Annotated in this window: 12 protein-coding genes; 5 read left to right on the top strand and 7 right to left on the bottom strand. The window is 60.6% G+C overall.

Features of this window, described 5'->3' with window-relative positions; translation table 11 throughout:
- Window positions 1–527 precede the first annotated feature (527 nt).
- On the top strand, window positions 528–1,691 hold the full coding sequence (locus tag ACZZ0G_RS16080) for a type III PLP-dependent enzyme (RefSeq protein ID WP_010213203.1): 1,164 nt from the start codon (window positions 528–530) through the stop codon (window positions 1,689–1,691).
- Between the two features lie 270 nt (window positions 1,692–1,961).
- Here ACZZ0G_RS16080 and ACZZ0G_RS16075 read toward each other — a convergent pair whose 3' ends face one another.
- Entirely contained in the window at window positions 1,962–2,717 is a 756-nt protein-coding gene (locus tag ACZZ0G_RS16075; RefSeq protein ID WP_463556784.1) for a tetratricopeptide repeat protein, read from the bottom strand.
- A complete protein-coding gene (locus ACZZ0G_RS16070) occupies window positions 2,714–3,394 on the bottom strand; it encodes a Fe2+-dependent dioxygenase (protein ID WP_463556783.1) in 681 nt (226 codons plus the stop codon). Before ACZZ0G_RS16070 ends, ACZZ0G_RS16075 begins: the two co-directional genes overlap by 4 nt.
- A gap of 207 nt (window positions 3,395–3,601) precedes the next feature.
- Here ACZZ0G_RS16070 and ACZZ0G_RS16065 point away from each other — a divergent pair, with 207 nt between their 5' ends.
- Window positions 3,602–5,917 (top strand): TonB-dependent receptor, encoded by a 2,316-nt coding sequence (locus tag ACZZ0G_RS16065; RefSeq protein WP_463556782.1) that lies wholly within the window; start codon window positions 3,602–3,604, stop codon window positions 5,915–5,917.
- Window positions 5,918–6,152: 235 nt separating this feature from the next.
- Entirely contained in the window at window positions 6,153–8,681 is a 2,529-nt protein-coding gene (locus tag ACZZ0G_RS16060; protein WP_463558862.1) for a PepSY domain-containing protein, read from the top strand.
- Between the two features lie 224 nt (window positions 8,682–8,905).
- On the opposite strand, the gene ACZZ0G_RS16055 is transcribed toward ACZZ0G_RS16060, so the two are convergent.
- The 4 genes from ACZZ0G_RS16055 to ptsP form a co-directional block, all read right to left on the bottom strand.
- On the bottom strand, window positions 8,906–10,447 hold the full coding sequence (locus ACZZ0G_RS16055; protein WP_463556781.1) for an alkaline phosphatase D family protein: 1,542 nt from the start codon (window positions 10,445–10,447) through the stop codon (window positions 8,906–8,908).
- 185 nt (window positions 10,448–10,632) lie between these two features.
- Window positions 10,633–12,366, bottom strand: coding sequence for a PTS fructose-like transporter subunit IIB (locus tag ACZZ0G_RS16050; RefSeq protein ID WP_463556780.1), 1,734 nt, complete (start codon window positions 12,364–12,366; stop codon window positions 10,633–10,635).
- Between the two features lie 11 nt (window positions 12,367–12,377).
- Window positions 12,378–13,319: a 1-phosphofructokinase gene (pfkB, locus tag ACZZ0G_RS16045; RefSeq protein WP_463556779.1), complete on the bottom strand. Its 942-nt coding sequence runs from the start codon at window positions 13,317–13,319 to the stop codon at window positions 12,378–12,380.
- Window positions 13,319–16,180, bottom strand: a complete 2,862-nt coding sequence (gene ptsP, locus ACZZ0G_RS16040; protein ID WP_463556778.1) for a phosphoenolpyruvate--protein phosphotransferase — start codon at window positions 16,178–16,180, stop codon at window positions 13,319–13,321. The genes pfkB and ptsP overlap by 1 nt, the downstream gene beginning before the upstream one ends.
- 308 nt (window positions 16,181–16,488) lie before the next feature.
- On the opposite strand from ptsP, the gene cra reads away from it, so the two are divergent.
- Window positions 16,489–17,484, top strand: coding sequence for a catabolite repressor/activator (cra, locus tag ACZZ0G_RS16035; RefSeq protein ID WP_095119519.1), 996 nt, complete (start codon window positions 16,489–16,491; stop codon window positions 17,482–17,484).
- 3 nt (window positions 17,485–17,487) lie between these two features.
- Window positions 17,488–18,264 carry a TatD family hydrolase gene (locus ACZZ0G_RS16030; protein WP_463556777.1) on the top strand — a complete coding sequence of 259 codons (777 nt, stop codon included), beginning with the start codon at window positions 17,488–17,490 and terminating at the stop codon, window positions 18,262–18,264.
- 116 nt (window positions 18,265–18,380) lie between these two features.
- Here the strand turns inward: ACZZ0G_RS16030 and ACZZ0G_RS16025 are convergent, their stop codons facing one another.
- Window positions 18,381–20,411: a methyl-accepting chemotaxis protein gene (locus tag ACZZ0G_RS16025; RefSeq protein ID WP_463556776.1), complete on the bottom strand. Its 2,031-nt coding sequence runs from the start codon at window positions 20,409–20,411 to the stop codon at window positions 18,381–18,383.
- Window positions 20,412–20,543 lie beyond the last annotated feature (132 nt).

The raw sequence follows: 20,543 nt of genomic DNA, 5'->3' as shown, positions 1-20,543 counted from the left end.
GTGATTCTTTGCTCATTCACAGGGCGGAAAAGAATCTCAACACCTGACAACAGCACAGTCTGTCTCAAGCAGCCTGCGTAGCAGCCAAAATCCCCCTCACACCCTCCTCTCGCCGCCAACGTCGCCGATGTTGCCGCCATCACACTTACCCGCGAATTCGCCGACATAATCCGCGAACGTGCAGGTATTTTTAACACTGGAAAATTCTCGGGGAACATCTGCCCGTCATCTCTGTCGGCTACAAAGAGTGCTGAACGCGACGCACGTCAAAAGCGTGCAAAAACGCGACATTTTTAGTTGATCTCACGCCCCTCACGCCCTAAAGTTCGCGCCGAACGTCCATGCTGGAAACGATCCATCCGGCTCAAGTACTGACGACGAGACAGCAAGGCCAAGGGAAGCTTCACACCCGTGGCCTTTTTGCTTTCGGCGACATGCCTTGGGAAGTAGGCGAACCAAAGTGGGGATACGGAGGGCGTTCATTTGCACCCATTGTTTTTACGAGTTTGCCCATAGGAGCTCCCAGCATGTCGATCAATGTCGAAGACTATTTCGCGCGCGCCACTTTTGACAAAATGAAGGCGTTCGCCGACAAACAGGAAACCCCGTTCGTGGTGATCGACACCGCGATGATCAGCCAGGCCTACGATGACCTGCGCGCCGGTTTCGAATTCGCCAAGGTCTACTACGCGGTCAAGGCCAACCCGGCCGTCGAGATCATCGACCTGCTCAAAGAGAAAGGTTCGAGCTTCGACATCGCCTCGATCTACGAGCTGGACAAAGTGATGGATCGTGGCGTCAGCGCCGACCGTATCAGCTACGGCAACACCATCAAGAAATCCAAGGACATCCGCTACTTCTACGAGAAGGGCGTGCGTCTGTTCTCCACCGACTCCGAAGCCGACCTGCGCAACATCGCCAAGGCTGCACCGGGTTCGAAAGTCTATGTGCGCATCCTCACCGAAGGCTCGACCACGGCTGACTGGCCACTGTCGCGCAAATTCGGCTGCCAGACCGACATGGCCATGGACCTGCTGATCCTCGCTCGCGACCTCGGCCTGGTGCCTTACGGCATCTCCTTCCACGTTGGCTCGCAACAACGCGACATCAGCGTCTGGGACGCGGCGATCGCCAAGGTCAAAGTGATCTTCGAGCGTTTGAAAGAAGAAGACGGCATTCACCTCAAGCTGATCAACATGGGCGGTGGCTTCCCGGCCAACTACATCACCCGCACCAACAGCCTGGAAACCTACGCCGAAGAAATCATCCGCTTCCTCAAGGAAGACTTCGGTGATGATCTGCCGGAAATCATTCTCGAGCCGGGCCGTTCGCTGATCGCCAACGCCGGTATTCTGGTCAGCGAAGTGGTACTGGTTGCACGCAAGTCGCGCACTGCCGTCGAGCGTTGGGTGTACACCGATGTGGGCAAGTTCTCCGGCCTGATCGAAACCATGGACGAAGCGATCAAGTTCCCGATCTGGACCGAGAAGAAAGGCGAGATGGAAGAAGTCGTGATCGCCGGCCCGACCTGCGACAGCGCCGACATCATGTACGAGAACTACAAGTACGGTCTGCCGCTGAACCTGGCGATCGGTGATCGTTTGTACTGGTTGTCGACCGGTGCGTACACCACCAGTTACAGCGCGGTTGAGTTCAATGGCTTTCCGCCGTTGAAGTCGTTTTACGTGTAAGAGCAGTTGCGAGTTTCAAGCTGCTAGCTGCAAGTGAAAAGCCCATGACGTGTCATGGGCTTTTTTGTACCTGTGTGTTCGAGAGCCCCTCACCCCGGCCCTCTCCCAAGGGAGAGGGAGCCGACCGAGGTGTCGCGCGTCATTCACCGACCGGAGAGACCGTGTCGATTATGGATTCGGCAAAGCACTTTCAGGTCGGCGTAACTCTTCAATATCCCCCGGTCAGTCCCCTCTCCCTCCGGGAGAGGGTTAGGGTGAGGGCTTGCGAATTCAGACGCGCTGCAAGTCTGTGAATCGAAGCGCGAACCGAGCAGCCATCCCCTTAATCCTGGGATCTGTCGCACCTGACAGCGTCTGACTCGCCACCCGCAAAAAATTCAGATTGCCGCCGGCCAAAGCTCTCTCAAGCCAATCAACCGCCTCATCAATCCGCCCCTCATCCGCTAAAACTGCAGCAAAACTGAACTGCCCACGAAAATCCCCAGCCTCCGCCGAACGCCGATACCAATCGCGCGCCGCAACCGGATCCGCCGGGCACACCTGCCCTTCCTCCAAATAGCGCCCCAGCAGATTCATCGACTTCGCATGACCGATTTCCGCTGCACGCCGATACAACGCCAACGCCTGCAGATGATCCACCGCCACCCCGCGCCCGGTCGCCAGCAGATTGGCGAGGTTGTACATCGCCCAATCCAGCCCGGCATTCGCAGCGATCCGATAATGCTGCGCAGCAATCGTCGCATCCGCCGCAACGCCCCAGCCATGCTCATGACAACGCCCGAGCATGTTGCGCGCCATCAAATGCCCGCGTCCGGCAGCGATGCCGAACCAACGCAGCGCCAGCGCTTGATCCTGGGCGATGCCCTGACCATCCAGAAGAATCTGCCCAAGCAACGCCTGCGCTTCAACTTCACCCTCACCCGCCGCCAGCAAAATCGCCTGCGCCGCGCGTGCCGGGCTTTCTACAAGCATGGCGCTGAGCTGCTCGCCGCTGAGGACTTCCTCGCGACGCAGTAGGAAACTCATACCTCGACCCAGCGCCGCAGCAAGTTGTGATACGTGCCAGTGAGGCGAATCAGTGAAGGATGCTCAGGCATGTCCTGAGTGAGCTGCTGGATCGCCCCGTCCATCTCGAACAGCAACGCACGCTGGCTGTCTTCGCGTACCAGACTTTGCGTCCAGAAGAACGACGCATAGCGCGCACCGCGAGTGACCGCGTTGACTTTATGCAGGCTGGTGCCGGGGTACAACACCATATCCCCGGCCGGCAATTTCACTTGCTGAGTGCCGTAGGTGTCCTGGATCACCAGTTCGCCGCCGTCGTAGTCCTCGGGCTCGCTGAAGAACAACGTCGCCGACAGATCGGTGCGCACCCGCTCGATGCTGCCCTTGGGCTGGCGCACGGCGTTGTCGATATGGAAGTCGAAGCTGCCGCCGGCCGTGTAACAGTTCACTAACGGCGGGAAGACCTTGTGCGGCAGTGCGGCGGACATGAACAGCGGATTTTTCCACAACCGTTCCAGCATCGCCGCGCCGATTTCCTTGGCCAGCGGATGACCTTCAGGCAACTGCAGATTGTGCTTCGCCTTCGCCGACTGAAATCCGGCAGTGATCTTGCCATCAGCCCAATCGGCCTGCTCCAGCGCCTCGCGAATACGCTGCACTTCGTCTTTCGCGAACAGTGCGGGGATGTGCAACAGCATGGCAATGACACCTGATGGCAAAGAGGCGGCAATGGTATTGATTCTTATTGACCGTGTAAAACCCGGGAGACGAATGAACTGGCAAAAACCGTAAGGTTAAATTGTAAAGAATGTAAATTCAGTGCGAATAACAATGTTTCGCAATTGATACGAATACCTGTTTACCCTATATTCCGCCGCCTCAAATCCTTGGGGAGGGGAATAAAAATGGCACGTCAACACACACAATTACCGGTCAGTTCACCACGTCTGCTCGCCTCTGCAATTGGTGTGGCAATCACCGCCGGCTCCGCTGGCCAGATGGTGTTCGCTGCCGAAAAAACCGACAGCAAAGCCACCGGCAATGCCATCGCCCTGGACGCCACCGCCATCACCGGCGAAGCGCAGGACCCAACGTCCTACCAGGTCGAAAAAGCCTCCTCGCCCAAGTACACCGCGCCGCTGGTCGACACGCCGCGCTCGGTCACCGTTATTCCGCAACAGGTTCTGAAAGACACCGGCGCCCTGAACATGCAGGACGCGCTACGTACCGTGCCGGGCATCACCTTCGGTGCCGGTGAAGGTGGTAACCCACAGGGCGACCGTCCGTTCATTCGCGGTTTCGACGCGCAGGGCGACACCTACCTCGACGGCGTGCGCGACACCGGTTCGCAGAGCCGCGAGATCTTCGCCGTGGAAAACATCGAAGTCAGCAAGGGCCCGAACTCCGCCATTGGCGGTCGTGGCGCAGCGGGCGGCAGCATCAACCTGGTGAGCAAGAAAGCGCACTTGGGCAACTCGTTCGATGGTGGTTTCACTTGGGGGTCCGATCAGACCCAGCGTTACACCCTCGACGGCAACTACCAGTTCAGCGACACCGCTGCCGGCCGTCTGAACCTGATGAGCCACGAGAGCAACGTCGCCGGTCGCGACAAAGTCGACTACGACCGTTGGGGTATCGCCCCGTCCCTGGCCTTTGGCCTGGGCACCGATACCCGCGTCAACCTCGACTACTACCATCTCGAAAGCAACGACACCCCGGATTCGGGCGTGCCGTACACCATTCCAGCCGGCGGTTCGGCTGCGCGCACCAAGTCCAACCCGGACAAGCCTTACGCTGGCGGCGACCACAGCAATTTCTACGGTCTGGATCGCGATTTCCGCAAGGGCCGCACCGACACCGCGACCTTCGCCATCGAACACGACCTGAGCGACTCGCTGACGATCAAGAACACCCTGCGCCACGGCACCAGCATGCAGGATTACATCCTGACCCAGCCGGACGACAGCAAGGGCAACGTCAACAACGGTAGTGTCTGGCGTCGTGCCAATACGCGGGTGAGCAACACCGAAACCACCACCAACCAGACTGATCTGTTCGGCAACTTCTACGTTGCCGGCTTCAAGAACAGCTTCTCCACTGGCGTTGAATACACCCGTGAGGAAAGCCAGAAATCTTCGTACAACGTCAACACCGACACCACGCCGCGTACCTCCGCAGCGACCACTAACTGCAACCCGGGCCTGATCGGCGCGGCCAGTGGCTACAACTGCACTTCGCTGTCGAACCCGAACCCGAACGATCCGTGGAACGGCGCGATCTCGCGCAACTACGCCGGCACCGACACCCAGGCCAACACCTACGCACTGTATGTCTTCGACACCCTGGAGCTGAACGAGCAGTGGCTGGTGAACATGGGTCTGCGCTACGACCACTTCGACACCGACTACAAGAGCTACAACGCCGCTGGCACCACCACGTCCAAGGGTGATGACACCAGCGAGTTCGTCACCGGTCAGTTCGGCGTCGTCTACAAGCCTGCGGAAAACGGCAGCATCTACGCCTCCTACGCCACCTCGGCCACACCGCCGGGCAACACGCTGGGTGAAGGTCAGGAAGGCAACCCGTTGGGCGGCACCCCGGATCGCAGCGGCAACCTGTTGAGCAGCGACATGGAGCCGGAAACCACCAAGAACTACGAAATCGGCACCAAATGGGATCTGCTTAACGATCGCCTGTCGCTGACCGCTGACATCTTCCGCACCGAGAAAGAAAACGCTCGCGTGCAAGTCGACACCACCTCGTACGAAAACGCCGGCAAGACCCGCGTGCAAGGTATCGAACTGTCGGCCAGCGGCAAGATCACCGACAAGTGGCAAGTGTTCGCCGGTTACGCCTTCATGGACAGCGAACAAGTCGATGGCGGTCCACTGGGCCGGGCCAACGATGGCAACGAGCTGCCTAACACGCCGAAAAACAGCGCCAGCCTGTGGACCACTTATCAGGTCACGCCGAAGCTGACCATCGGTGGCGGTGCGTTCTACGTCGACGACGTGTACGGCAGCGTGGCCAACACCACCATGGTCGACTCGTACGTTCGTTACGACGCGATGGCAGCGTACAAGCTGACCAAGAACGTCGACCTGCAACTCAACGTGCAGAACCTGACCAACGAAACCTACTACGACAAAGCCTTCTCGACCCACTTCGCCAACCAGGCGGCGGGCCGTACGGCGCTGTTGAGCACCAACTTCCACTTCTGACCGATGTGGGAACCTGTGGGAGCGAGCCTGCTCGCGAAAGCGCTGGGTCAGTTAAGTGGAGGCTGACTGACACGACGCCTTCGCGAGCAGGCTCGCTCCCACAAGGAATGCGCCGCAAGGCTTGGCCCCGTTCATTCAATTGAACGGGGCTTTTGTGCGTAAGAAAGAACGCTTCTCGATAACCCACGGCATAATGCGCGCCGTGAAGACAATTTCCGAACGGACGGCGAGTGACGTGTTGAAGAAAACCCTGTTCCAGTTGCACTGGTTTTTTGGCATCACCGCAGGCCTGGTGCTGGCGTTGATGGGCATCACTGGCGCGGCCTATTCGTTTCAGGACGAGATCCTGCGGGCGCTGAATCCCTCCGTTCTGCAGGTGGAAAAACAGGTGGCCGGGGTGCTGCCGCCCGTCGAACTGGTCGAGCGCATCGAAGCCACGTCGGGAAAAAAAGTCTCGATGCTCTGGGTCGAGACCGACAGCGGCAATGCTGCACGCGTGTACTTCACGCCGCCCAAAGGCGAACGTCGCGGCGAGATGCGCTACTTCGATCCGTACACCGCCAAGTTCATGGGCGATGCCGTCGGCCAGGACTTCTTCGGCCTGATGCTGCAACTGCACCGCTTCCTCGCCATGGGCGATACCGGGCGCAACATCACCGGCGCCTGCACGCTGATTCTGTTGTTCTTCTGCCTCTCCGGTCTGTACCTGCGCTGGCCGCGTCAGTGGAACAGCTGGCGGGTATGGCTGACGCTGGACTGGAAGAAAAAGGGCCGCGCCTTCAATTGGGATCTGCACTCGGTGGCGGGCACCTGGTGTCTGCTGGTGTATCTGCTGCTGGCGCTGACCGGGTTGTCGTGGTCGTACGAGTGGTACAACAAAGGCCTGACCAAGTTGCTCTCCGACGCGCCACAAAACGAGCGCGTGCGCGGCGGTCGTGGCCCGGCGCCAGAAGGCCCGGCACCGACCGCCGATTACGCGGCGATGTGGAGCAGCATCTACAGCGCTGCCGGCCCGGGTCTGGCCGCGTACAACATCCGCATGCCGGCCGTCGCTGGCCAACCGGCAACCGTGTTCTATCTACTCGACAGCTCGCCGCATGACCGGGCGCTGAACCAGATCACCCTCGACCCGGCCACCGGCATCGTCAAACGTGTCGATCGCTACGCCGACAAGAGCTTCAAGGCGCAACTGCTGACCAGCATTTATGCGCTGCACGTCGGCAGTTATTTCGGTCTGGTCGGACGGATCATCATCACCGTTGCGGCGGTGTGCATGCCGCTGTTTTTCATCACCGGATGGCTGCTGTACCTCGATCGTCGGCGCAAGAAAAAGCAGATCAAGGATGCCCGTAAAGGCCTCGAGCAACCGGCCGGCGATGCGTCGGCATGGCTGATCGGTTTCGCCAGCCAGAGCGGTTTCGCCGAGCAACTGGCCTGGCAGACCGCCGGGCAATTGCAGGCCGCCGGACTGCCGGTGAAAGTGCAGCCGCTGGCGAATGTCAGCGAACAGGATCTGCAAGAATCGAACAACGCACTGTTTGTCGTCAGCACCTTTGGCGACGGCGAAGCGCCGGACAGTGCGCGTGGATTCGAACGCAAAGTGTTGAGCAAGGCGGCAACCTTCGACAGTCTGAATTACTCGGTTCTCGGCCTCGGCGATCGTCAATATCAGCACTTCTGCGGCTTCGCCAAGCGCTTGCATCAGTGGCTGAGCGAGCACGGCGGCAAGACCCTGTTCGCGCCCGTAGAAGTCGATAGCGGTGATCCGTACGCCCTGCGTCACTGGCAGACACAACTCGGCCTGCTCACCGGACAAGCCCCCGTCGATACCTGGCAGGCACCAAGCTACGAAAACTGGACGCTGACCCGCCGCGCACTGATGAACCCGGACAGCAGCGGTTCGCCGGTGTATCTGCTGGGCCTGAGCGCACCGAACACCAGCAGTTGGCTGGCCGGTGATCTGGTCGAAGTGCTGCCGCGCAACTGCCCTTGGGCCATCGAACATTTCCTTGATGGCCTCGGTATTCGTGGCGAGACCACGGTGAAAATCAACGGCCTCGACGAGCCGCTGGAAGTCGCGCTGGCCTCACGGCAATTGCCCGAGCACCGCGCACATCTGGTCGGTCTGCATGCGCAATCACTGGTCGACGCGATGGTGCCGTTGGCCATGCGCGAATACTCGATCGCCTCGATTGCCGCCGACGGTGTGCTGGAGTTGATCGTGCGTCAGGAGCAGCATTCGGATGGCAGCCTGGGCATTGGCTCTGGCTGGCTGACCGAACATGCGCCGGTTGGCAGCAGCATCAGTTTGCGCGTGCGGCGCAACAGTGGCTTCCACCTGCCGAACGAACCGCTGCCAATGATTCTGCTGGGCAACGGCACCGGTCTGGCCGGGTTGCGCAGTTTGCTCAAGGCGCGGATTGCCGATGGTCAGCAGCGCCAGTGGTTGCTGTTCGGCGAGCGTAATCGTGAGCACGATTTCCTCTGCCGCGCGGAACTGGAAGAGTGGTTGGTCAATGGTGATCTGGAACGGCTGGATCTGGCGTTTTCGCGGGATCAGGCGGAAAAGGTTTATGTGCAGGATCGCTTGCGTGAGTCGGCGGGAGAGTTGAAGAAATGGTTGGCAGATGGGGCGGTGATTTATATCTGTGGCAGCTTGCAGGGGATGGCTTCGGGGGTTGATCAAGTGCTTAACGACATCCTCGGTGCCGCTGAAGTCGAACGCCTGATTGAGCAGGGCCGCTATCGGCGTGATGTCTATTAAGAGCCCCTCACCCTAGCCCTCTCCCGGAGGGAGAGGGGACTGATTGGGGGATGCTTGAGAAGTACGCCGACCTGAACGTGTGCACCGAATCCAGAATCGAGAGAGGGTTTTGTACCTGATCTCATAATCGACTCGATCTTTCAGGTCGACGTACCTCTTCAGACACCTCCGTCGGCCCCCTCTCCCTCCGGGAGAGGGCTGGGGTGAGGGTCTGCCCTTGATCTTTAAGCGGGCTGCAATTTTTTCTCAAAAACCGCCACCCCATTCAAATCCCGCAACACCACACTCATCTCCCCACTCCCCCCTTCAATATTCACCTCGCCAAAAAACTGAAACCCGGCAAACGGCGACGTGTTCTGCGCCGGCGGCGCCTTCTCGAAGACAACCTCCGGGCCAAAGGTTTTATCCAGCGGATTAGGCCCAAAGCTCCCGGCATTCAACGGCCCGGCAACAAACTCCCAGAACGGTTCGAAATCCTGAAACGCCGCGCGATCCGGGTGATAGTGATGGGCTGCGCAGTAATGCACGTCCGCCGTCAGAAAGACAAAATTGCGTACCTGCTGCGCGCGCAGATAACCGAGCAATTCGGCGATTTCCATCTCGCGCCCCTGCGCCGGTCCCGGATCACCGTTGGCCACCGCTTCCCAACGCGCCACACCCGGGCTGACCTCACCATCCGGCACGCCCAGACCAATCGGCATGTCGGCGGCGATGACCTTCCACTGGGCTTTGGATTTCTTCAAACCGCGCTTGAGCCAGTCCAACTGCTCACGCCCCAGAAACGCTTTCGCCGCGCCGAGGTTGTCGTCATTGGCACCGCGATAACTGCGCATGTCGAGCACGAACACATCGAGCATCGGGCCATAGCTCAACTTGCGATAAATCCTTCCGCCAGCGTCGGCAGCCTGCAAACGCATCGGTGAATATTCCAGCCACGCCTTGCGTGCGCGCCCGACCAGGGTGTGGATATCTTTTTCCTGATAGCGCTCATCGAGCTGCTTGCCCGGTGACCAGTTATTGACCACTTCATGGTCGTCCCACTGCCAGATCTGCGGCACTTCGGCGTTGAAGCGGCGGATGTTTTCGTCCAGCAGGTTGTAGCGGTAGTTGCCGCGATAGTCGTCGAGGGTCTGCGCGACTTTGCTCTTGGCTTCGGTGGTGAGGTTGCGCCAGATGCGGCCGTTTTCCGTGGTGAGCTGAGCAGGCACCGGGCCGTCGGCGTAGATGGTGTCGCCGCTGTGGATAAAGAAGTCCGGCAGGCGCAGGCGCATGGCTTCGTAGATGCGCATGCCGCCGATGTCCGGGTTGATGCCGAAGCCCTGGCCGACGGTGTCGCCGCTCCAGACGAAACGAATATCGCGCCGCGCCGTCGGAGCGCTGCGCAGGTGACCCAGCCACGGTTCGCTGGCGACGCCGCTGCGGGCGTCCTTGAAATACACGCGATAGAAAATCGCCTGATCGGCAGGCAGCCCGGTCAGTTCAACGCGGGCAGTAAAGTCGCTGCGGGCATCGGCGAGGGCCGAGACCAATCGGCGTGGATGGCGAAACTGGCTGCGGGTGTCCCACTCGACCACCATATGCGCGGGGCGATCGCTGCGGCTCCAGATCATTGCGCGATCGCCTTGCAGGTCGCCGGACTGCACGCCATCAGTCAGTTGCGGACGGTCCTTGACCGAGGCAATCACCGCCGGCGCCAGGCTTGGCATCAGCAGACCGGCGCCGACAACCTGCATGACACGCCGGCGACCGGGGTTGAAATCGCTCATGGTGTTCTCCCTGGAAAAAGGAAAACTTAAGCACGCCTATATGAACTCGCCATGACACCAGAAACACCACACAACCAATGTGGGAGCGAGCTTGCTCGCGAATGCGTCCTATCAGTCGAAATCTTCTTCGCTGACACACCGCTTTCGCGAGCAAGCTCGCTCCCACAGGGGCTTTGTGGAGCCAGTTAAGCCTTCGCCGGTTCCAGCGCCAGCTCAACGGCCTCCGGGCGTTTGACCGTCGCGTAGACAACGGCGGTCAAGAGGCTCCCCGCCACAATCGCCAGCAAATACAGCAACGCATGATTGATCGCATTCGGAATCGCCAGCACAAACAAGCCACCGTGTGGCGCCATCAACTTGCAGCCGAAATACATCGACAACGCACCGGTCAATGCACCGCCAGCAATGCTCGCCGGAATCACCCGCAACGGGTCTTTCGCAGCAAACGGAATCGCCCCTTCCGAGATAAAGCACAGCCCCAACACCAGCGCCGCTTTCCCGGCCTCGCGTTCAGTCTGAGCGAACTTTCTCCGCGCAATAAACGTGGCGATGCCAAGCCCGATTGGCGGCACCATGCCCGCCGCCATGGTTGCCGCCATCGGTGCATAACTCTGCGACGCCAGCAGCCCCACCGAAAACGCATACGCGGCTTTGTTGATCGGCCCACCGAGGTCGACGCACATCATGCCGCCAAGCACCACTCCGAGCAGGATCGCGTTGGTGGTGCCCATGCTGTCGAGAAAATTGGTCAGCGCCAACAGCATCCCGGCGACGGGTTTGCCGACCACGTAAATCATCACCAGACCGGTGAACAGACTGGCAAACAACGGGATGATCAGAATCGGTTTCAGCGCTTCAAGGCTTTGCGGCAAGGCGACATAACGGCTGATCGCTTTCGCCGCGTAACCGGCGATAAAACCGGCAACGATACCGCCGATAAATCCGGCGCCCAGCGTGCTCGCCAGCAAACCACCAATCATCCCCGGCGCCAGGCCCGGACGGTCGGCGATCGAATAAGCAATGTAACCGGCCAGCAGCGGCACCATCAGTTTGAACGCGGTCTCGCCGCCGATCTGCATCAGCGCAGCGGCCAGCGTGCCCTCTTCCTTGAACGCAGTGATACCGAACACGAACGACAGCGCGATCATCAAACCGCCGGCCACGACCATCGGCAGCATGAACGACACGCCCGTCAGCAGGTGTTTGTAGACGCCAGTCTTCTCCTGCTTGGCCGGTGCTTTGCCGTCAGCCGCCGCGCTTTCCACAACAGCTTCGGCCAGCGCTTTTTTCAGCGTGGCTTCGGACTGTTTCAACGCGATGCCAGTACCGCAACGATAAATTTTCTTGCCGGCAAAACGCTCGGTGGCGACTTCGATATCCGCCGCCAGCAACACCACGTCGGCCTCGGCAATCGCCGTTGCGCTCAACGGGGTCTTCGCGCCCACCGAGCCTTGGGTTTCTACTTGCAAGTCATAGCCCAGACGCTTGGCGGTTTGCTGCAAGGCTTCGGCGGCCATGAAGGTGTGGGCGACACCGGTCGGGCATGCGGTGATGGCGACGATGCGTGGCGCACGCGGCGCATCAGCAACCGGTTCAGCCGCGCTGGCGACGTAAACTTCAGCCTCTTCAGCGCCACGACGCAGCACCGCTTCGACATCCTGCAGCGCCTGCGCCGGGGCAATCTGGAAAACCCGTTTGCCGACGAAGCGCGTCATGTCGACCGCGCCGGTGGCGACCAGCAAAACCCACTCCGCTGCTGCAATCGTCGCCGCCGACAATTCGCGCTCAGGGTGCGCCGCATCGACCACTTCAACGCTGGTGCTCCAGCCCTGACGCTGCGCCGCCGCATCGAGCAAACGTGCGCACAGCACACTGGTGACCATGCCGTTCGGGCAAGCCGTAACAATGGCTAATTTCATGACAAACCCTCTTATTGTTCTGTCAGGGGACGCACGCGCACGCCCTGTTCGAGCTGCGCCAGTTGCGCAGCATCGTTGATGCCGAAACCGATCTGGGTCACCGCCATCGCCGCAATCGCGGTGGCCGTGCGCAGGGTTTGTTCAGGCGTGTCGGCGCTGAGCAAACCGTGGAGCATGCCGGCCAGCAACGAATCGCCGGCACCGACCGTGCTGGCAACGCTGACCTTCGGCGGCGTGGCGTGCAGCGCCGAACCGACGCTGAACCAGTTCACGCCGTCAGCACCGTGGGAAATCACCACGTGCTCGATGCCTTGCGCATGCAAGCGCGCCGCTGCTTGCGCTTCCGCCGCGTGCGAAACCACGTCGCAACCAAGTGCGTCGGCGAGTTCTTCAGTGTTCGGTTTGATGAGCCATGGACTGGCTTTCAATGCTTCGCGCAACGCTTCGCCGCTGGAGTCGAGGGCGACTTTCAAACCGAGCTGGTTGAGCCGTTCGATCAGTTCACGCAACCACTGCGCCGTGACGCCACGGGGCAAACTGCCGGCGACCACCACGGCGTCGTGACCCGGTGCAATCTGCACCAGTCGATCCAGCAACGCCTGCTGCGCGGCGGCATCGACCACCGGTCCAGGGCCGTTGATGTCGGTGATGCGACCGTCCTGTTCAGCGACCTTGATATTGCTGCGCGTCTCGCCCGGCACGCGGATAAACGCATCGACAAAGCCACGCTTGGCGAACAGAGTTTCGAACGCTTGCAGGTTGTCCTCGCCGAGAAAGCCGCTGACCGTCACCTGATGGCCGAGGTCAGCCAGCACCTGCGCGACGTTCACGCCTTTGCCGGCGGCGTGGGTGTGCATCTCGTCGCTGCGATTGACCTGACCGGCTTCCAGGCGTGGCAGCTCGACAGTGAGGTCGAGCGCCGGGTTGAGGGTCAGGGTAAGAATCTTGGCCATTACAGGGCCTCCACTAATGCGCGCACTTCATTCGCGCTACCCACGGCCAGGGCCTGTTGAGCAAGGGTTTGCGCCTGAGTCAGGCTGAGTTCGCGGATGCGTGCCTTGACTTCGGCAATGCTGCGACCGGACACACTGAGTTCATCGACCCCGAGGCCGACCAGCACCGGCACCGCCAGCGGGTCCGCGGCCAGTTCGCCACAGACGCCGACCCATTTGCCATGGGCATGGGCCGCGCGCACGGTAATGTCGATCAGTTGCAGTACCGCCGGGTGCAAGCCATCCGCCTGCGCCGACAGGGTCGGGTGACCACGGTCGATGGCCAGGGTGTATTGCGTGAGGTCGTTGGTGCCAACGCTGAAGAAATCGACTTCCTTGGCCAGCACCGGCGCGAGTAACGCGGCGGACGGCACTTCGATCATGATCCCCAGTTGCAGATCGGCGACCGGGATTTCCAGCCGTAGACGTTCGGTCATGTCGCGGGCCTGACGCCACTCTTCGACGCTGCCGACCATCGGGAACATGATCCGCAACGGACGGTTATCCGCCGAACGCAGCAACGCGCGCAATTGCGCTTCCATGATCTGTGGGCGCTGCAAGGTCAGGCGAATGCCGCGCACGCCGAGGAACGGGTTTTCTTCCTTGGCGATCGGCCAATACGGCAGCGGTTTGTCGCCGCCAACATCCAGCGTGCGCACCACCAACGGGCGACCGGCTAGGCCGTCGAGGACGCGGCGGTATTCGGCTTCTTGCGTGGCTTCGTCCGGCGCTTGCGGATGGGCCATGAAAATCAGTTCGGTGCGCAGCAGACCGATGCCTTCGGCGCCCTGCTCCACCGCGCTGATCACGCCAGCGCTTTCGCCGATGTTGGCGAACACTTCAACGGCGTGGCCGTCGGTGGTGTGTGCCGGTTGATGACGTTGCTCAGCGGCAATCTTCAGGCGTTGCTCGCGGGTGTCGCGCTCTTCGGCGGCGCGTTGCAGGGTCGCCGCATCGGCGTCAACGTGCAGACGACCGCGCTGGCCGTCGAGCAGCAACGGCGTGCCCGGTTTCAGCAACAACACTGCCGCACCAGCGCCGACCAGCGCCGGAATGCCGAGGGCTCGCGCAACGATTGCACTGTGCGCCGTGGCGCCACCGCGTGCGGTGAGAATCCCCGCCACGCGCGCCGGATCCAGCCGCGCGACGTCAGACGGGCCGACTTCGTCCATCACCAGAATGTATGGCTGCTCAGGCTCGCTCGCGGTCTGCACGCCACACAGTTGCGCCAGCACGCGGCGGCCGATGTCGCGCAAGTCCGCCGCACGCTCGGCGAGCAACGCATCCTGTAGCGATTCCTGTTGTTTCGCCGCCGCTTCGATCACCGCCATCCATGCCGCTTCGGCGCTTTCGCCCTGCTTGAGGCGGGTATCGACTTCGTCGGTGAGTTCCGGGTCGTCGAGCATCTCCTGATGGGTGATGAAGATTTCGCGGATGGCTTTGGCTTTGCTGCGTTCGATCAGGCCTTGAATGTCGTTACGCACATCGCTGAGCGCTTGTTTGAGGCGCTCGCGCTCAACGGCGGCGGACTCGCCACGCAGCGGATAATCGATGGTTTGCTGAACCTGAATATGCGCCGGGCCGATGGCAATGCCGGGTGCCGCCGGGATTGCTTGCAACTGAGTGCCGGCCGCCGGAGCGATGAGCACTTCGGCGATGTCGGCGATGACTTCGCGTTGCTGACTCACTGCTGGCAGCGGTTCGACTTCTTCACCGAGGCCTTCTTCGATAGCAGCCAAGAGTGCCGGCAAGGCATCAGCGGCGATACTTGGTTCAGCGATCAGCTCCAGCACCTGACCACGTCGGGCGCCGAGGCTGAGCAATTTGCTCAGGCTCTTCACCGACACGGCGCTGTCCTGACCGTCAACGATGCGCACGCGAATTTCGCCGTCAAAACTCTTCGCCAGTTGCGCGAGGATCTTCGCCGGGCGCGCATGCAGACCGTGGGCGTTGGCCAAAGCAATGCGCGCACTCGGCCAGTCGGCGGGCAATTCACCGCCAAGGACTTCGAGGACTTTACGACTGCTGGTGGCGCGGCCCAGTTCATGGCCGCGACCTTCGATCAGCAACGCACAAAGACGTTCGAGCAACGCCTGATGCGCTTCGCCAAGACTGGCGAGGCAGAACAGACCGCTGAGCGGCTGACCGAGGTAGCGCATCGGTTTGTCCGGCGTCACGAATGCCAGCCCCGGACGCTTCACGGTTTGTTCGCTGTGCAACCACCACAAACCATCGCCCAGGGGCAGCGCTTCGACTTGTTGCAGCACCGCAGAGAAACCGTTGCTCACACAATCGGCCTGACGCAACAGACGCGCACCACGCCAGACCAGTTCTTCGAAATCATCGGCGGAGACACCGAGGCCAATCATCTGCGCGTCCAGCGCCAGTTCCTGCGGCGCGCCTTGCAGCAATTTCAGCAGCGCCTCAGGTGAACTGGCGCGACGCAGGGCCTGGCCCAGATCGGTCTCGCCGAGGGCACGGGTCAGCAGTTGCAGCAGGCGCAAATGTTCGTCGGATTTGGCGGCGATACCGATCGCCAGATAAACGATCTGACCATCGCCCCAATCCACGCCTTCCGGGAACTGCATCAGGCGCACGCCAGTGGCAAACACCTGATCGCGGGTTTCCGGGGTGCCGTGGGGAATGGCAATACCTTGACCGAGAAAGGTCGAGCCCTGGGCTTCCCGTGCCTGCAATCCGGCGAGGTAGCCGTCGGCGACCAGACCATCGGCCACCAGGTGATTGGCCAGCAGTTGCAGGGCAGCGGGTTTATCCACAGCCGATTGGCCCATGGATATCTGCTCTATAGTGAGCTCGAGCATGCGATCTCCTTTTTGGCGCTGTATGAGTGCCAGGTATTGTTTTGGATGGTTTGCAGCTTAGGCGCTTTACCGCTTTGCTTTTCAGCGGCAGTTTTGGCGGTTTCACGGCAGAACCGGCCAAAGACGTCTAAAACGTAGAAAATACGCTTGCTGAAACGTTTAATCTAGATTGATCGGCACGTTACTCGATAATGTCCCATCCTTGAAGTCCAACTTGTCGGATGCGTTGCGACAATAGTCGCCTGCCCTAATCGGGTAGGATTGGCGAAAATGTTGCGGCAAGCTCGCAAAAACAAGGAAATCCCGGGTTGAAACTCAGTGATATCGCGCGGTTGGCCGGAGTGTCCGTGACCACCGCCAGCTACGTCATCAACGGCAAGGCCGAACAGCAACGCATCAGCACCGCCACCGTCGAGCGGGTGCGGGCAGTGGTCGATCTGCACGGCTTCACGCCAAACCCTCAAGCGGCCGGGCTGCGCAGTCGGCATACGCGCACCCTGGGCTTTATTCTGCCGGATCTGGAAAATCCCAGTTACGCGCGGATCGCCAAACTGCTCGAGCAAGGTGCGCGGGCGCGCGGCTACCAACTGCTGATCGCCAGTTCCGACGATGCACCGGATAGCGAACGGCAACTGCTGCAACTGTTCCGCGCACGGCGTTGCGATGCGCTGATCGTCGCCAGTTGCCTGCCGGCCGGCGATGACAGCTATCGGCAGTTACAGGCCAAAGGTCTGCCGATCATCGCCATCGACCGGGTCATGGAACCCGAGCATTTCTGCTCGGTGATCAGTGACGACCGCGAAGCCAGCCTGCACCTGACCCAGAGCCTGCTCGATCCGCAACCGAAGCAGATCGTATTGCTCGGCGCCCGTCCGGAACTGAGCATCAGCCAGGAACGTGCTGCCGGTTTCAAAGAGGCGCTGGTCGATTTCAAAGGCGAAGTGCTGGTCGAACACGCCGAGTCTTTCAGTCGTGAATGCGGCAAGCAGCTGATGGAAGAACTCCTGCAACGTCTGGGGCATTTGCCCGACGCGCTAGTCACAACTTCCTACGTGCTGTTGCAGGGCGTGTTCGATGCGCTGCATGACTTCCCGCTGAAATCGCGGCCGCTGCGCCTCGGCACCTTTGGCGACACGCAGTTGCTGGATTTCCTGCCGCTGCCGGTCAACGCCATGGCCCAGCAGCACCAATTGATAGCGGACAAGGCGCTGGAACTGGCGCTGGCCGCTGTCGAGCAGTCGGAATACAAGCCCGGCGTGCAGGCCATTGCGCGGACCTTCAAGCAGCGTATTCACCAGGACTGAGCCGTGGAGCTGATCGACAGCCACACCCACCTCGATTTCCCCGACTTCGACGCCGATCGCCCGACATTGCTCGCCGAAAGCCGTGCCCTCGGGGTGCGGCGGATGGTGGTGTTGGGGGTTTATGAAGGTAACTGGCAACGGGTGTGGGATCTGGTGCAGAGCGATGCGGATTTGTACGCGGCGTTTGGTCTGCACCCGGTGTATCTCGATCAGCATCGTCCTGAGGATTTGTCGGCGCTGGGTGATTGGCTGACGCGGCTGCACGGCCACCGGCAGTTGTGCGCGGTGGGCGAAATCGGCCTGGATTACTTCATCGAAACGCTGGACCGCGAGCGGCAACAGGCGCTGTTCGAGGCGCAGTTGCAATTGGCGGCTGACTTTGAATTGCCGGCGCTGATCCATGTGCGGCGCAGTCACGCAGCGGTGATCGCCACGCTTAAACGCTTCAAACTGAAACGCGCGGGCATCATCCACGCCTTCGCCGGTAGCCGTGAAGAAGCGCAGGAATACATCAAACTCGGATTCAAACTGGGCCTGGGCGGCGCACCGACCTGGCCGCAGGCGTTGCGTATGCATCGGGTACTGGCGGAACTGCCGCTGGAGTCGATCGTGCTGGAAACCGACTCACCGGACATGGCGCCTGCGATGTTTCCCGGCGTTCGCAATTCACCGGCGCACTTGCCAGCGATTTGCGCGGCGCTGGCGGAACTGATGAAGATCAGCCCCGAACAACTGGCCGCCACCAGCACCGCCAACAGTTGCGAAGTATTCGGCTGGTAAAAAACAACCATTGTGGGAGCGAGCCTGCTCGCGAAAGCGTTGTGTCAGGTGACAAAGATGTCACTGGCAGATTGCATTCGCGAGCAGGCTCGCTCCCACAGTTTTTCGTGCGTGCTTCAGACGCGGAATGCGCTGATCAACTGCTTAAGCTCGACGACTTGGGCTGACAACGCCCGGCTGGCATCTTCAGTCTGGTGCGCACCTTGCGCCGTGCGCTCTCCGGCGCGGTTGATTTCGACGATGTTCTGATCAATGTCATGGGCCACCGCCGTTTGCTGCTCCACCGCAGCGGCGATCTGCTGGTTCTGATCGACGATCATGCCGACCGCGCCGAGGATGTTTTCCAGCGCCTGCTGAACCTTCTCCGACTGCCCGACCGTGCCGTTGGCCATCTGATGGCTGACACCCATGGCTTTCACCGCCGCGCCGACACCGCCGTGTAACTTGGCGATCATCTGCTCGATTTCTTCGGTCGATTGCTGAGTGCGTTTGGCCAAAGTGCGCACTTCGTCTGCGACCACCGCAAAACCGCGTCCCTGCTCGCCGGCCCGCGCCGCTTCGATCGCGGCATTGAGCGCCAGCAGATTGGTTTGTTCGGCGATGCTTTTGATCACTTCCAGTACGCGGCTGATCGACTGGCTGTCGCTGGCCAACTGGTTGATCACCAGCACCGACTGGTCGATTTCGCTGGCCAGTGCGGCGATGCTGCCCTGTTGCGATTCGACCAGGCCACGGCCACTTATGGTTTCGTCATTCACGCTGTGGGCGCTGCTCACCGCTGCCGCCGCACTGCGCGCGACTTCCAGTGAGGTCGCCGACATCTGGTTCATCGCCGTCGCCACTTGCTCGATCTGCGTGCGTTGCCCGGCGACCGCCTGATTGCTCTGCGCCGAAACGTTTTCAACCTGCCCGGCCTGTCGCTCGACCTCGCTGACGGTCTGGCCTACCCGCTCGATCAAGTCGTGAATCTTGCGCACCGTGCCATTGAACACTTCGCCCAACTCACCCAATTCATCGCGACTGTTGGCCTTGAAGTTGACCGTCATGTCACCGGCCGCAACCTTGTCCATCATCGCGCCCAAGCGTTTAAGCGTGGTGCGGGTCGAGGCATAGAAACCGCCGTAGAGGTAGAAAATCAATACGAACACCACCGACAGGGCCACAGCCTGCAGAACCATGTGTGTGCGGTTCTGCGCCAAACGCTGCTGCAATTGAGTGTCGAGGAATTTCAGCGTGGCTTCGTTGAGCTGGTAAGTCCGGTCGATCAGCCCGGTGACCTGATCGTAAAACGCCTGCCACGGCGCATCGAGGGTGTCGGCCATGACGACCTGCTCTTCGAACAGTTCGCTGGCCTGTTTCAGCGAGGCCTTACTGCTGTCAGCCGCAACGTTGAGCGTATCCCGCGCGGCTTTGCTGGAACCGAGGGCATCCTGCAATTTCAGAGCGTACTCGGCCTGGAGTTTTTCGATCTGCACCAACAGCTCATCGAAACGCGTACTCGAAGAACTGTTGAGAAAACCCTGGCCCAATGAGTACGAGCCCATGGCCCGACCTTCGCCGAGGGTTTGCGTGACGGTTGGGGTGATCAGGGTGACCAGTTCGCTGAGCTGGCGGATGTCGCTCTGGTTGTCGCGGCTCAGCCCGGCCTGACTGGTGATGATCTGGCTGAAAATCTGCGCACTGGCCAGCAGTTTGCCGATCAATGCGCTTTTGCTTTGCAGCGAACTTTCCGTTTGCTGCGCCTTGAATGCGGCGATCATTTCGTCGCGTTTACCATCGAATACCTTGATCTGCTCGGGATCGTCGGTCATCGCTGTCAGCCCTTGCAGGCGGGCCAGTACCGCTTGTTCGAGGGTGGTGATCTGCGCCTCGACATTCCCGGCCTTGCCAGACTGGCCGAGGGTGACGTTGATCTGCACCAGGTTATTCAGGGTTTCCAGATCCCGGCGCAGGGCGAGGCTGCTGCCCAGCAGATCAAGGCTTTGCAGCTCGACGCGGGTGCCCTGGAATTCGCGATAGGAATCGCGCACCAGGTAGAAATTGGTCACCAGCATCGGCACCAGAAACAGCACGCTGATCAGGCTGAACTTCATGCCGAAGCTCAGTCGGTTCATCAGCGAGACGGCGGGATAGAGCAAGCTCTTCACTGGAAGTCTCCCTTGGTTTTTCTTGTTTTTATTGGCAGGCGCAGGGCGACAGCAGATAGCCACTATCGAGCGCCATCTCTGTATAGCTCAAATCGGAGGGAGGTTTTGTAACTTAAGGTTAACGACATCGCA

The sequence above is a fragment of the Pseudomonas sp. AC169 genome (assembly GCF_979258515.1).
This window is presented reverse-complemented; position numbering and strand designations above follow the sequence as displayed.